Source organism: Pseudomonas sp. A0308 (assembly GCF_044218815.1).
GTDB lineage: Bacteria > Pseudomonadota > Gammaproteobacteria > Pseudomonadales > Pseudomonadaceae > Aquipseudomonas > Aquipseudomonas iridis.
Genome location: NZ_CP162581.1, coordinates 737,814 through 752,590 on the forward strand (window position 1 = coordinate 737,814; position 14,777 = coordinate 752,590).

Annotated in this window: 9 protein-coding genes; 7 read left to right on the forward strand and 2 right to left on the reverse strand. The window is 49.3% G+C overall.

Annotated elements, in window-relative coordinates:
- Window positions 1-61: 61 nt before the first annotated feature.
- Window positions 62-835, reverse strand: coding sequence for a DNA polymerase III subunit epsilon (gene dnaQ, locus AB4P92_RS03405; protein WP_395598865.1), 774 nt, complete (start codon window positions 833-835; stop codon window positions 62-64).
- Window positions 836-956: 121 nt separating this feature from the next.
- On the opposite strand from dnaQ, the gene AB4P92_RS03410 reads away from it, so the two are divergent.
- The 7 genes from AB4P92_RS03410 (at window position 957) to drt4 (ending at window position 12,548) form a co-directional block, all read left to right on the forward strand.
- Window positions 957-2,171 (forward strand): site-specific integrase, encoded by a 1,215-nt coding sequence (locus tag AB4P92_RS03410; protein WP_395598866.1) that lies wholly within the window; start codon window positions 957-959, stop codon window positions 2,169-2,171.
- Window positions 2,168-3,862: a site-specific integrase gene (locus tag AB4P92_RS03415; protein WP_395598867.1), complete on the forward strand. Its 1,695-nt coding sequence runs from the start codon at window positions 2,168-2,170 to the stop codon at window positions 3,860-3,862. The genes AB4P92_RS03410 and AB4P92_RS03415 overlap by 4 nt, the downstream gene beginning before the upstream one ends.
- Entirely contained in the window at window positions 3,862-5,931 is a 2,070-nt protein-coding gene (locus tag AB4P92_RS03420; RefSeq protein ID WP_395598868.1) for an integrase, read from the forward strand. The genes AB4P92_RS03415 and AB4P92_RS03420 overlap by 1 nt, the downstream gene beginning before the upstream one ends.
- A 24-nt stretch (window positions 5,932-5,955) precedes the next feature.
- Entirely contained in the window at window positions 5,956-6,381 is a 426-nt protein-coding gene (locus AB4P92_RS03425) for a hypothetical protein (RefSeq protein ID WP_395598869.1), read from the forward strand.
- 236 nt (window positions 6,382-6,617) lie between these two features.
- Window positions 6,618-8,915 carry an AAA family ATPase gene (locus AB4P92_RS03430; protein WP_395598870.1) on the forward strand — a complete coding sequence of 766 codons (2,298 nt, stop codon included), beginning with the start codon at window positions 6,618-6,620 and terminating at the stop codon, window positions 8,913-8,915.
- Window positions 8,912-10,783: a UvrD-helicase domain-containing protein gene (locus AB4P92_RS03435; RefSeq protein WP_395598871.1), complete on the forward strand. Its 1,872-nt coding sequence runs from the start codon at window positions 8,912-8,914 to the stop codon at window positions 10,781-10,783. The genes AB4P92_RS03430 and AB4P92_RS03435 overlap by 4 nt, the downstream gene beginning before the upstream one ends.
- Before the next feature lie 127 nt (window positions 10,784-10,910).
- The gene (gene drt4 / locus AB4P92_RS03440) at window positions 10,911-12,548 is read left to right on the forward strand and encodes an antiviral reverse transcriptase Drt4 (protein ID WP_395598872.1); all 1,638 of its coding nucleotides are present in this window, start codon (window positions 10,911-10,913) and stop codon (window positions 12,546-12,548) included.
- A 224-nt stretch (window positions 12,549-12,772) separates the two neighbouring features.
- Here the strand turns inward: drt4 and AB4P92_RS03445 are convergent, their stop codons facing one another.
- Window positions 12,773-14,065 carry a HEPN/Toprim-associated domain-containing protein gene (locus AB4P92_RS03445; RefSeq protein WP_395598873.1) on the reverse strand — a complete coding sequence of 431 codons (1,293 nt, stop codon included), beginning with the start codon at window positions 14,063-14,065 and terminating at the stop codon, window positions 12,773-12,775.
- Window positions 14,066-14,777: the final 712 nt, after the last annotated feature.

The following is a 14,777-nucleotide window of genomic DNA, read 5'->3' on the forward strand; positions in this document are numbered from 1 at the left end:
TAGAGGGTTGCAGCGAAAGTGGCGAGGGTGGCCAGTTGTCAGCAACGCGATCTTTTGATCTTCAAGCCTGCGCGTCAGCCTCGGCAATCTGCGTCCACAATGCCGGTCCACCGGCCGACTTGGCAATGATCTCCAGCCGCACCAGATGCGCAGCCAGTTCATCTTCAGTCGCACGAATGATCCGTGCTGGCTGGCGATCAGCCGGCAAGCGACGAATCTCGGTAGCGGAGTTGTCCGAACCATCGCCGGTGCCATTGCCGTCGGAGGCGTTGCCGGCCAGCGACAGGCTGGTCTGGCCACCGGTCATGGTCAGGTAGACGTCGGCGAGGATCTCGGAGTCGAGCAAGGCGCCGTGCAGTTCACGGCCGGAGTTGTCGACGCCATAACGTTTGCACAATGCATCGAGGCTGTTGCGCTGACCCGGGTGACGTTCCCGGGCCATCATCAGGGTGTCGAGGATCGAGCAGTGTTGCGTGATGTCTGCGAGATCCTGTCGCCCCATCAAGGCGAATTCGTTGTTGATGAAGCCAACGTCGAACGCCGCGTTGTGGATGATCAACTGCGCGCCTTTGATGAACTCGAAGAACTCATCGGCGACTTCGGCAAAACGCGGCTTGCCGACGAGGAATTCGTTGGTGATGCCGTGGACGCCGATGGCGCCTTCGTCACTCTCGCGATCCGGTTGCAGGTAGACGTGGAAATGCCGGCCCGTGAGGCGCCGACCGATCAGTTCGACACAACCGATTTCGATAATCCGGTGACCATCGGTCACCGGCATGCCGGTGGTTTCGGTATCGAGTACTACCATTCTCTGAGGAGAAAATTTGTCAACCATGGTACTGCTCTTCCTCGAAAACCTTTAAATCAATGATATCACTCAGCATTTCCTACAGCTACCTGTAAAAAAAATGTAACCGACAATTGTGTAACCATGACATACCGGACAAAATGTAAACATGACTTTTCAAATCAAATCCTATATCGCCCGCAACGGCGAGCGCTTTTCACTCCTTTTCAGCCCAGACGCACCAGGTATCCCACTTTTCTACCCTTCAGCCTTCATGTCCCGCCACCTCAAGCCGAACAATACTCACCAAACCCAGCTAGCGGCTCTGGATGGAATCCGTCGATTGAGCGAATGGGAACGCGACCGTAATTTTAGCATTGAGGACAGATTTCTTGCGGGTGAATTGCTGGCCGCGAATGAAATAGATAGCCTCGCAGAGAACGTGCGAGCTCGTCGGAGGGGCAAGACAGACAATGTCATCGGTTCGTCAAAATTCAATTCCTACTGGGCCCACATCTGTTCGTATATTGCGTGGCTAACAGACGAGCTCCTACCAAATCGAAACGATATCGAGATCCGAAAGCTTGTTGACGACCAAGCCAACCGTTTGAAGTCAAAAATTATAAAGCGCACCGGATCAAAGGCTAGACGTAAACAGAGACTTTTAGACGAGAAACTACCTGAGCTCGCCCGAACACAACTACTTTCCCTATTCTGCAATCCTTTTCAGGGGCTAAGCACCCCATTACATCGTGGCACTCGATTGCGCAATATCGTTATGCTTAGGATTCTCTACGAGACCGGCATGAGGCGTGGAGAGCTGTTGTCTCTCAAGCTCAAAAATTTTGTTGAGGCAAGTGGTGGCCAAGGCGCCTACCTTGTCATTGAGCGAAATCATGACGATGAACTTGACCGTAGAGCTAATCAACCAGTGGCTAAAACACTGGGACGCTCTGTTCCGATTTCAGAAGAACTAGAACAGCAACTTATTAAATATCGTATCGAATACCGATCAGAGCTGAGAAATGTAGGATACAGCGACAATGCCTTCATTTTTTGCGTTCACCGAGCTGGGCGCACCGAGGGGCAGCCAATAACAGTAAACGGCTTCAACTCGGCCTTTCTATATCTACGAAACTCTTTTCCGTCCATCGCTAACAGCATCCACCCGCACGCTTTTCGTCACGACTGGAATTATAGATTTTCACTTTATGCAGACGAATTCGGCCTAACCGAAACAGAAGAGGCGGAGTCACGTGAGGAATCGATGGGCTGGGCTCCTGGATCAAATATGGCAAAAGTCTATAACCAGCGACACAGGAAAGAGAAAGCAATGAATATAGGCAGAGTTGTGGCTCGTGACACGGAACGACCAATAAAATGAAAAAATCGGCCACAGCTCTACCATTGCTTAATCTGGATGAAAAGAATTTCAGTATTGATGGAGACACCATAAGCTCGGAGGATATCGCCTTAGATCTTGATGCCACCGCCCGATCTGCCGTTGACGGTAGAGTATTTTGGGATGGAGACCGCCTAATCCATCTAGGTAGGCGCGATATCGACTGCGAGTTATTTTTGAGTAATTTAGATCCTGAGACAAAAAACTCCTTCAAGCAAGGCTTGCTGACGTTTATTGACAGTCGCCGCTTCTCGACATCAGTAGTTATGGATCTTATTTCGACATTTTGTGTTTCTTCAAAAGACTGCCCACCAAATGTTTTTGATGTACAGTGGGCAAGTTATGCCCTAAATAATAAATCTATGCGCCCGCGAAAATACCCAGCCCGTATTTTTCTTGAGTATTGGCGAGCTCGCTTCCCGACGGCAGTTACAGATGATGCGTTGAACTTTTTGGCGCAAGCGGCTGCGCCTCAAACCACCTCGAACAACGTTGAGTCAGATGACCCCATAAAAAGCTGGCTGACGGATGAAGAATATGACGATGTACTACGCGCAACATGGGACAACTATGACCTTACCGGATCAACTCAACCAGCTCTAATTCGACTCCTATCTCTTCAATACGCCCGTCGCCCGAGCCAACTAAGCAGCTTAAAATTTGAAGACTTGAAGCCTGCCAACAATAAAGCGCCAGTTAAACGAAGCGATAATGAAATCCATTTTCCCGGAGCAAAGGAACAAGGGTTGGACACTGAGTTTAGAGGAGGAAAATTCGAAGCTCATCCAATTGCCGATCATCTGTGGAATATGCTTAAGATTCAAAAAAAAGAAATCACATTTGTTTTCGAGCAAGTCTTTGGTCTAACCCTTAGCGCAAAAGACATCGACCAACTTCCTATTTTCACGACTCAGCTTCGCATCATTAGGTCAGCGAAAATTCTCAAAGACACGCTCGGACTGGAACCTTCAAAGCATTTGCATGATGAGCTTTTTCACCTCGCACCTACGCGGTTAGGGCGAGTGATTTCTTTAACCTACAATATGAGCATCGGAGGCCCCTTCCCCCGTAAGAAAGCTCTACCGGAACGCCCCATTAGCCGAAGAACCGGTAGGCCACTGCTCTTAAATGCAATACGACTACGCCACACCAGAGTTCGTCAATTGGCCAGGCAAGGCGTACCAAAACCCGTACTTTCGTATTGGCTCGGCCACAATAATGACGATGCTTTGAAATCGTATCATAACGACCCGGCAGAAACGGCTCGTGAGCTTGACGAAAAAATGTCCACTGGATTAGTAACGATCGCTCAAGCTTTCCACGGGAAAATTATCGCAACCGATGCAGAATCTACCCACCCTAACGATCCACTTAAGCGCCTCGAATTTGCTAAGGACGATAAGCTAAATTACGTTGGCCGGTGCGGAAAATTCAGCTTTTGCGCAACAACGTCCATTCCGATCCCTTGTTATCGATGCAGAAGTTTTGAGCCCTTAGCCGACGCGCCACACGAGGAGGTGCTTGAAGCTCTGCGCTACCGACAGGCTCAGGAGCAAGCGATAATCAGGCCGGGCAGCATGCGCAACTTGCTCATCCCGATTGACCTCTCAGACGACATCCGAGCAGTAGAGCGGTGTATTGAGCTCTGCAAAATTAAACGTGAGCAGCAATAATGTGCGCCGATCTCAAACTCGTCAGCTTTAATCCTAACCCCAAACTGAGCCCACAAACTAATCTAAAACAATTCATTAAGTATTGCCGGGAAGAGCTAACGCTCTGGGCGGACGAAGATAGCTTTACCTGGGGGGCGGCCTCCTGGCCTGACACAGCTAAAGATTCTCGCTTCAGATTCACTAATTTTGAAAGTGTCGGGCTTCATTGGTCAGTGGAGCCCACTGAAGATCAGCTTATTCATCCGGCGCTCATCGAGGTAATCAAATCTTACTTGCGCTACCGTCATAGCCTGAAACCACATAAAAATCTTCCACGTGAGATGCAAGCATTTCGGGCATTAGAAAAAGCGCTTGTAGAGGACATGGCCTTTCCTGATATCACGAGAGTACATACCCGGCACTTCAACAGAGCCACTGAGCTCTTGTCGGATTTCGCCGGTAGGCAGGCTATTGTTAATTCTCTACTACAGATTCTAAGCTTGCTGTCTGAAAAGTTAATCGTACCTGCTGAAGTCATTCGCTGGCAAAATCCCTACATAAGAGGCGACTCCTACCACCATCTTCGGGGAGCGAATGCACCGTCCGATGTCAAGGCGAAGAGAGTCGCTAATCAAGACGCACTTTTCACCATAGCCGACGTGTTCAGCCGTCCAATAGCTGAGCTGGACGATAGCGACATAATGGTAACATCGGTGACAGCCTTGCTTCTTTCGGCCCCTATGAGAATTGGAGAAACCCTCCGTTGGCGCAAAGATTGCCTTCGATCCGATAAAGACAAGCATGGCACCCTCCAGCGCTACCTCGCATACTACGTTCCGAAGACTCGCAGCTACACGCGAAAAGCTGTGCCAACAACTATGTCGGAGGTTGCCCAAGAGGCCACCGATAGACTCACCACGATTACCGAGGAGGGTCGCCGGCTCGCCATGTACATGGAGACAAATCCAACCAAGTTCTACAGGCATGCTAACTGTCCGAATGTCTCTGATGATCAAGAACTCACGCGCGATCAAGTTGCCCAAGCTTTGGGATATGCTCACCGCAAAGCCTGCGAGGACTTCATCAAAAAGTATACCGGCACCTATTCACTTACTGGCTTTACCCTCAATTCTCTTTGGCAGATTATCCTGGCAGCACATCGCAAGCTGAACCCTTATTTTCCGTATCAGGAAAGACCTCAAGCGGAGCTCAAACCACTTAAAATGAGCGAGTCTTTGATGTGCTTTAGGCGCTTGCAACTCGGTGCATGTTCGAGTACGAGTCCGGTTCTGCTGGCGCCTTTCAATCCTGATTACTACAGAAAGCGATTGGATGGAACGGTTAAGGCTGACAGAAAAAATCAGCGGCCTCTTTGTTTTTTTACCAAGCATGGATTTGATCCGCTACGACTAAATCCTCATAGCCTACGACACTTCGTAAACCGACTTGCCAAACAGCATGGGGTATCGATAGAGCAAATTACTGAATGGAGCAGCCGTGCTTCCATACAGCAGAGTCGGACATACCTGCATGAGACGCCAGAGCAACGACTGGTAAGAGCTTCCTCAATCATGCAGACCAAGCAGGAGCATGAAACACTCCCTCCGGTGTCGGAGGATGAAGCCGCCAACTATGGTCAAGGCCCTTATCACCGCAGCCGGTACGGTATATGTCGACGCAGCTGGCGTGCTGGGCCCTGTATCAAGTTTGCCGATTGCACGAACTGCTCAGAGCTGCTGGCCTGCAAGGGCGATAAAATCGCTCTGGCAGCCGTAAAGAACGACCGGGACAACATGGTGCGTACTTGGGAAGCGGCACAGCGGGCGATTGAAACTGGTGAGCGGTCTGCTTCACTCTGGATGGAAAAAGCCACTCCTCAGATCCAGAGACTCATCGAGCTCGTCAACATCATGGAAGACCCTAACATTCCGGATGGTTCGCCGATCCAATTGATTGGCGCAGACTTCAACCACGAAGCGCAGATAATACAGAAAAACGCCAAGCAAGCAGGCGTAGAGCTGCTGGACAAAGAACAGCTCGCTCTTGAGTATGGTCAAGAGTTGGTCGAATACCTGGAAATGCTCGTTTAATGAATCCAATAGGAATACTTCTTTATGCCTAAGGTAATCTCCGACCGGCAAAGTCGCGACATTTGCCGAATGATCAACAGCTGGGATGTTCAACATAAGTTAGATTGGAATTCGATTTGCTTGGGCGCTCAAGAAATACTAGGTTGGGAAACACCTCCGACCCGACAAGCCCTAAATAAAAGAACGACAATCAAACTTGCGTATCAAGCTAAGAAAGACTCGCTTCGTAAGGAGTTGGAGAGAGTGAACAACCTCCCCCGCCCCAAGACAATCAAAGAAGGCGCGGAACGCATTGCTCGACTTGAAAAAGAAATTGAGAGACTAAATTTTCTTAATTCTCAGCTCTCCGAACTCTTCCGTGTGATTACTCATAACGCAAGCCTAGCAGGATTGAAGAAGCATGATCTTATGAAGCCAATTCCATCGTCAAAAAATTCTTCAGATAATTGATCTTTTGGAGAATCGGCGAATGAGCAATTATTGACTACATTCTGACATTTTGCTATCGAGACAGTAACCTTCCTCGTAAGATTCGGCGTCCCGTCACCCTGCGAGCACCTCGAATCAGCAACACTAATGATGGCGAAATTCTATCACGGTGGTTGGAGCGCGGGGCAGGCTCAGCTAGAGTTCCAGCATCTATAAGCTTGGCGCTCAGTCGCTGAGCAGTCATCAGGGAAGAGACTATGCAAATTCAGCATCTGGAAATCGCGAACTTCCGCAAGCTCCTGTCAGTACGAATCGATCTCGCAGCCGAGACAACCCTTCTCGTTGGAGCCAACAACAGTGGTAAGTCCTCTGCCATGTTGGCCTTACGCAAGTTCCTACTGTCGAAAGCATCGGTTTTCAGACTGCAAGATCTGACTCTGAGTCATCTCGCCACAATCGATGCAATTGGCGAAGCTTGGGAGGCTGCAGATAATAGCTTTCAAATGCCCGTTGCAAATGACTGGGCTGACTGGCTACCAACGCTGGATGTATGGCTAGAAGCATCTCAGGGTGAGCTTCACCACATCCGTGATCTCATTCCTAACTTCGCGTGGAAAGGCGGCCATGTTGGCATGCGGTTCCGCTTGGAGCCGGATGACATGCCAACGCTGTTCGCTGATTACCGTAAAGAACGAGCACGTGTGAAGCTGCTTCAGCAGGAAATTCAGAAACAGACAGCCCAAGGTACTGAACCGCCCTCGCTTCCTCTTTGGCCGCAGAGCCTGCATGACTACCTGAATCGAAGAATTGGTAGAACCTTCAAGATCCGATGGTACCGCCTTGATCCAAACCTGCTCCAAGCCCCTGACCCTGAAACTCGTAAAGCGAACCAGCAGCCACTGGCGACCTCTGCAACGCCACTTGAGCATAATCCACTCACTGACCTGATTCGAGTCCACGAAATTAACGCTCAACGCGGCTTTGGAGATAGTGCTGACGAGGGCATGTTGGAGGGAGGACATGGGTCAGGTAAAAAGCTTTCGGAGCAGCTGCGAGCGTACTACAGTCGACACCTCGATCCTGGCGATAGCCCAGACGTCTCGGATCTTGAAGCACTCAGAGCAATCGAGGCTGCTCAAACAGCGTTCGACACGCGCTTGAGTATGAGCTTCGCTCCTGCGCTCAGTGAAGTGGCGGGCTTGGGCTATCCGAATAACTCCGATCCCTCTATCCGAGTCGCAACCCGCCTCGCCCCTACGGACGGAATGAACCACGAAGCGGCTGTACTTTTTGAGCTGGATTCCGTCGGAGGAGCGCCTGGAGCACCAGCTCTCAGGCTTCCAGAAACGTCCAACGGGCTGGGATATCAGAACCTCATTTCAATGATATTCCGATTGATGGCGTTTCGAGATGAATGGCTGAAGAAGTACAGGAGCCTTGAAGAGCAGAGCGCAACCGGTGTTGAGCCTATCCACTTGGTTCTCATTGAGGAACCGGAGGCTCACCTGCACGTCCAGGTTCAACAAGCATTCATAAAACACGCCTACCATGTGCTATGCAGCGACCCACTGCTAGCAAAGTACCCCAACCTCAGAACACAGCTAGTGGTCAGTTCTCACTCCAGCCATGTGGCTCATGAGATTGACTACGAAAACCTAAGGTACTTCCGCAGACTCCCCTCTGGCATGGCCGGGGTACCAATTCCGGTCTCTACCGTGTCGAACCTTAGTACCGTCTTCGGGAAGCCCAATCAAACAAAGGAATTTGTTACCCGTTACCTTCGCGCCCAACATGCCGACCTATTCTTTGCGGATGCAGTGATCCTGGTCGAGGGAGCTGCCGAGCGCATGATGCTTCCTCATTTTTTGAGGCAGCACTTCCGCTTTCTTGACCAGTGCTACATCACCATTTTGGACATCGGAGGAAGCCACGCGCATCGTCTCCGGCCACTGATTGATGCATTGGGTATTGTCACTCTGGTGATAACCGACTTGGACGCCGGCATACTTCAGGTTGGCAAACCTGTCGAGCGAAAGAAAGGCCAATCCACTAACAATCCAACAGTGCGCCATTGGATGCGAGCAGCAGGCCTTGGACATGATGTGGATTCACTACTGGATCTGGCCTTCGACAGTAAAGCTCAGCAAATTGACGATCTGTTTTCGATCAGGATCGCTTATCAAACGCCCATTACAGTCCGCTTACCCAAAACCGGGATGGACGTTGAGGCATTACCAAATACTTTTGAAGATAGCCTCGTGCTGAGCAACACCGAGCATTTTTCTGGCAAAGCAGGACGCGGACTGATGCGATCCTTTGCCAAGGCGATACGTGAAGCTGAGACATCCCACGAGCTTGGCACAGAGCTGTTCACCAAACTTAAGGATGGTGATAAGGCTGAGTTTGCCCTGCACGTTCTCGGCGACTCTAATTTTGCCCAATTGACCGTCCCGGCCTATATCCATGAAGGTCTGACGTGGCTGCAGTCCAAGCTCGAAAGAAAAAGCAAGGAGCTCTTGGTCATCCCATCAGCGATTGTCGAGGTGACGCCATGAGCCCCCAGCCAGAAGCTTCTATGGATGATGTTCCAGATGCCGACCAGATTATTCAGGACTGTCTGAATCTCGACCATCCGAAGAGTTTTTTCCTATACGCCGGTGCTGGCTCTGGAAAAACCCATTCGTTAGTCGAGGCCGTGAAAAATCTAAAGAATAGAGAGCGGCAACGACTGACGTTTGAAGGACGTCAAATCGCGATCATCACTTATACCAATGCGGCATCCGAGGAAATTTCCCGGCGTCTTGAACACGATCCCCTAGTGATTGTGTCAACCATCCACGCCTTCTCTTGGAGGATGATTCAGGGCTTCGATGACGACATTCGCGAGTGGCTTCGAGTAAAGCTGACCAACGACATTGGTGAACTGGATGAAAGGCTTGGGAAGGCCCAACGGCAGAACAAGACATTTCTAGCAAACCAAGCCTCGAGAGATAGCAAAGCTCGACGGCTCGATTCACTGGGTGAGATAACGACATTCACTTACAGCCCTACTGGTGACAACCGAGGTAGGCAGGCTCTGAATCACAGTGAAGTCATCCAAATGGCGGCTGCGTTTATTCAACAGGCACCACTGCTGAACGTTATGGCAGATCTGCACCCGGTACTTTTGATCGATGAGAGCCAAGATACCTACGGGCCGCTCATGGACGCTTTTCTGCGAGCACAATCCCTCGTCCCTGACCGGTTCTGTCTTGGGCTTCTCGGCGATACCATGCAGCGCATCTACACCGATGGGAAGGTGCGTTTGGAAGACGCGATCCCTCGAGACTGGGCCGTGCCCGAAAAACGTGTGAACCGTCGCTGCCCCACACGAGTCGTTGATCTTATCAACGTAATCCGTGCGGGCGGAGACAGTCACCAGCAAACGCCAAAGCCGGACGCTATAAAGGGCACGGTTCGAATGTTTTGCACCCAACAGCCACCAGGTCAAGGTTTCGGGTTGGAGGAAGACATAGCCCAGCGCATGGCAGCCATCACCGGCGATGTTCATTGGGCAGGTGGTAAGGATGGAAGGAAGACCCTCATCCTTGAACACAAGATGGCTGGACGTCGAATGGGGTTCGAGGGTGTGTTTACACCGTTGTCTAGGGTAGAGCACCTACGAACGGGGTTACTGGACGGAACACTGCCGATCTTGAAACTGTTTTTCGAACGGCTGGCCCCTATTCTTCAAGCTGCCAAGACGAACGATTTCAGTCTCATGGAAGCTGTGCGACTTCAGTCTCCGCTTCTCGCCCCTAAATCCATGAAAGAGGCGCCTGACCAGTTAGCCTTGCTTAAGAAAGCAGGAGACGCTACTGAATCGCTGTGTGAGCTGTTCAATGACAACGATCCCCTGATAGGGGACGTCGCTCACGTGCTGCTCCAAACAGGCCTTCTAGATCTCCCTGACCGACTTGTAGCCGCTCTACGGCTGGGCGCTACGACTGATGACCCTCCCGATACATCGGATCGTGATGCATTAGAAACCCATGCGTACCAGGTTCTACTGGGGCGTCCCTTCTCGGAAATGGCTGCGTTCGCTGGCTATACCGAGGGGCTATCCCCCTTCGACACGCACCAAGGTGTGAAGGGGCTGGAGTTCCCCAGAGTCATGGTTATCCTCAATGACGAAGAAGCAGGTGGTTTCCTTTTCAGTTACGACAAGCTCTTAGGGGTCAAGCCAGCTTCTGACAGCGACGTAAAAAATCAACGCGAAGGCAAAGATGATTCCTTGGCTCGCACTCGTCGCCTGCTGTATGTCACTTGCAGCCGGGCCGAAGAAAGTCTCGCGATTGTGGTTTACACCGCTCAGCCTGGAATAGCGAAACAACGAGTAATCGAGGCTGGATGGCTCAAGCCCGAAGAGGTCGATCTTCTGTGAAGCCCACTACCAATAGCATGACTTTTTTTACGGATGTACTGAAGAGACAAGTGACACAGGGCCTGGCTTCAACTAGGTGATTAGCCGTACAGCGCTATTAGACTTGATAACAGGAGAAATAAAGCCAGTGAAAGAATTTACCAGTCCTGTGACAAACATTGCCACGTTCCATGATGAAGAAAGGCATTTTCTCGAAGCATTGACTAGGTGGAATTACTTCCCAAATCAGAAAGACTCAGCCACTGAACTACCGCCCTGCTTTTCGACGAGCCGGTTTACGCCAGAAATAGCGGAAGAATTAGCAGGCATCAAAGTAAGTGACGCACGAAAAAGTGTTTGGTTCGATCTTGTTGAATATCGGGCCACCCGCTTCAATAACGTACCAAGGATTCTGAGCCTAATTCACCCACTCGCTTATTCCAGAATTTTTCTACAGATAAAAGAACACAGGGAAGAAATTCTCAATCTGATAAAAGATGAAAATAGTGCCATCACTGCGCAGCAACACAATGATGGACGTATCTTCATAATGAATTATGAAGATCATGAAACCAAAACGAAAAACATAATTGAATTAAGCTTTGCCGCCAGTTTCAGAGCACACGCTGACGTAGCTAACTGCTTTGGATCAATCTACACTCATTCGCTTGAATGGGCTATCCAAGGTTACGAAAAGGCAAAGGAAAGCCTTCGTAGTAAAGATAAGCATTGGAGTTCCAAGCTCGACACAGCATTACGCAATGCTAAACGCAACGAGACTGTTGGATTACCAATTGGCCCAGGATCATCCAGCATTGCGGTGGAAATCATTCTTGCTGAAGTTGACAGGGAGCTAGCCAAACAATTTCGATTCGTGCGCTACATTGATGACTATACAGCGTACTGTGAAACCCACATTGAAGCTCAGAACTTTACTCGCGCTCTCAACATTGAGTTATCTCGGTACCGTCTGAGTTTAAATCTTAACAAAACCAAAATTACCGAACTACCCGAGCCACAGATCGATTCATGGGTAACATCCGTGACCAATGCGCTTCCTAATAGAACCGATTCGAATGGCGCGCTAACATTATCTACACACGAAGCAATTAACTTTTTGGATTTCGCTATAAATCTGAATAAATCTGTACAAGATGGAAGCGTTTTGAAACTGGCTGCTGGATTAATTGCCCATCGAGCGCAGGGCGACACAGCAGCAACAGTCTTCCAATACGTACTCAATCTCAGCTGGCACTACCCTATCCTGCTACCAATCCTTGAAAAAATAGACGCCACTTCAGAGTATTACAACAAGGATGATGTCACTGAGAAATTCAACAAAATTCTAGCCGTTAACGCTCTCCACCGACGCTCGGATGGAATGTGCTGGGCTTTATATTACCTGAAACAGCTCAATACCCAACCAACCCCTGAAAACGTGGTTAAAATTATCGAGTCCGCTGATACAGTCGCAATCACCTTGCTGAGTAGCTTTGAAAACGGCGAAGCAGCCGCTATAGCATATGCAATGCAGATTGTAGACAACAGCACACTTTACGAACTCGACCAAAACTGGATTCTTTTATACCAGCTTTATTACGCGGAAAAAATAGAAACCCCATACAAAGATGAACCAGTATTTGAAACACTCAAAAAATATGATGTTCAGTTCATCCATTCACAAAAAAAATCCTCTAAAGCAGAGGACTATTGTTTTTATTTCTCCAATCCGTTCCAAGAAGATGGAGAAAGGCTTGGATTTCAGCAGTATCTTCAAATGAGATAGCGGAAATTAGGATTTAAGGCAGGCGACGTGACTATCTGTTGCCTCAGCCTTCAGTGAAATAGCAGCGAGTTTCGACCGCCAGTCGCTTGAGCTTTAACCTTTCCAGCGCTGGCTGGCGTTCGATTTGCTACAGGGCCCCGAACACTCGGGCTCCTGGCGCACGCGCACTTCAATCACCCCGGCATAAAAACCGAAACTATTAAAATTTCTGCGGCCATACACCCTTATTCAAGCGCCGCATACCTTTGCACTGAATTTTTCCCAATCGCAAAGCACTCTTGAATCAAAGCATCTAGAAGCTCGCTCAGCTTAGAAGTGTCGTAGGAGCCATTCAGGATGGATTCATTGGTCTGCTTAAAGAAGGCTCTAGCATAGCTTTCTTTATGTTCAAGAGCCCCGTGATATGCATTCAAATCTTTTTTGTAGGTTGTCCATACTACTTTAGCTTGAGGGTAGCCACTGAGAGTCAAATCCAAATAACACTCAATCGCGGCTGCTCGTTTATTGATATTAGCCAATGATTCTCCACTCGGCCCTTTCGTTAAAAATGATTCGAAAGCTTTTAACTCTGGCAGCAACATAACTCGCATATTTGTCAGCAATGGCATTTTTGCTATTTTCAAATATGCTTCATAGCCCTCAGCATCGTTATCAAAAACGAAAATAACATTATTCTGGATATCAATCTTTATCAGACCATCAGCAAATTTCACCAACCCTCCCGTCCCCGGAAACGGATGGCTTTCACTAACGTCGATAAATCTGAAAAAGTCCTCAATCTCTGGCTTTAATAGATGGAGGGCATGTTTAATTATATGAACATCAGAACTACCTTCAGTGGCGATCAGGAATGCATGCTTTCGGCCAGCTCCTGGCTGAAAATCAGCCTCTTCAGCATAACCCTCCTCAACAACTGGCCCCCAGTTCCAAAGGACTTCTGAATCCAAATTCTCCTCACATTCAGCACAAACTCGTATCAGTGCATATGGATGAAGAAAGCCAATAAGAGCACCAAAAAGACTTGTCTCAGAATAGGCAGCATTATGAGTATTAACAGGCAGCCTTGAAGTCCTTTTGTCGTTGACAAACCGTTCTGTCACAACGAAATTAGTATCGTACGATCCGTCGAGTACTTTCAGAGGATGGCTTCTTACAAAATCGCAAAACTCGTCAAAGTCCAAATAACTGGCAATGACTTCCGCCTCCTCGGGTTCGAGAATCCTTTGCATACTTTCTTCCCAATCCGAGACATAGAAATCGTATTGATCTCGAATTGATTCCAATGTGAACCCTAGAAGTTCTAATCTGGGAAATACTTCTTTAATCGAGGCACACATTGATCTTTCCATTGAAGCAACGAACCCAAAAGGGAGGTCTGGATAGCTATAATCTAGCTGCTCGCAAGTTACTCGCTTCTGGTGATGAGTTTGGAAAAGTTGTCCATGATCGTTTCCTGGCCCATTTTTGCTCCAATCGATGCATACACCTCCCATTTTGAGTGTAACTTCCGTACCCATTGTGTGTCTCTCCCTTCAAAAAACAAAAATTATCATTTCATGACTCATAAAAGGACATCCTGCCCGTCGCCTAGGTAGTCCGTGGTTGACGGTAGAAGTGCGTCCTACAAGGTCGTCGACAGTACAGACATTTAAGACGCCTGCTGTGAACGCACTAGCCCAGTTCATTGGCTCCCAACTGCCCAGCTCTTCATTTCCCTCCCTATGGTCAGCTTCCACAACGGATGAACAAGGAAGAACTAAAAACTGCGCTGGTTGGCCTTGCGATGGGCATTCTGAGAGGCTACATCGTCTTGCTGCTCCGCAGCCTAGCAAGCCCCCCCCCGAAAACAGAACCTCAGCTACTTCCACGGCTCATGCACGTACAGCATCAGGATGCCGGCACACGCCGGCGGCCTGGTCTAGGTGACAATACGGTGAAAGCCCGACATCAAATCCCATTGCTCAGCCCGAGAAGCCTGGCTTAGATTGACCGGCTCCAACATTGGACAAACGCACTGCCGCCATATGAATACTCAGGTAACGATTCGAATGAACGCAACACCTAAATGGAAAGCCCAACTTAAGCATCTCGTCAGCGGTCGCCTATGAGGCCAGCCTGCATACGCAGCCTAATTGCTTGAGTTACGCCAGCTGCATCAGCGCATCTTCCACTGCCGCTACCACGGTTGCCCTTGGCCCTTGGAAACCTCCAGGCCGCGATTGCTATGCC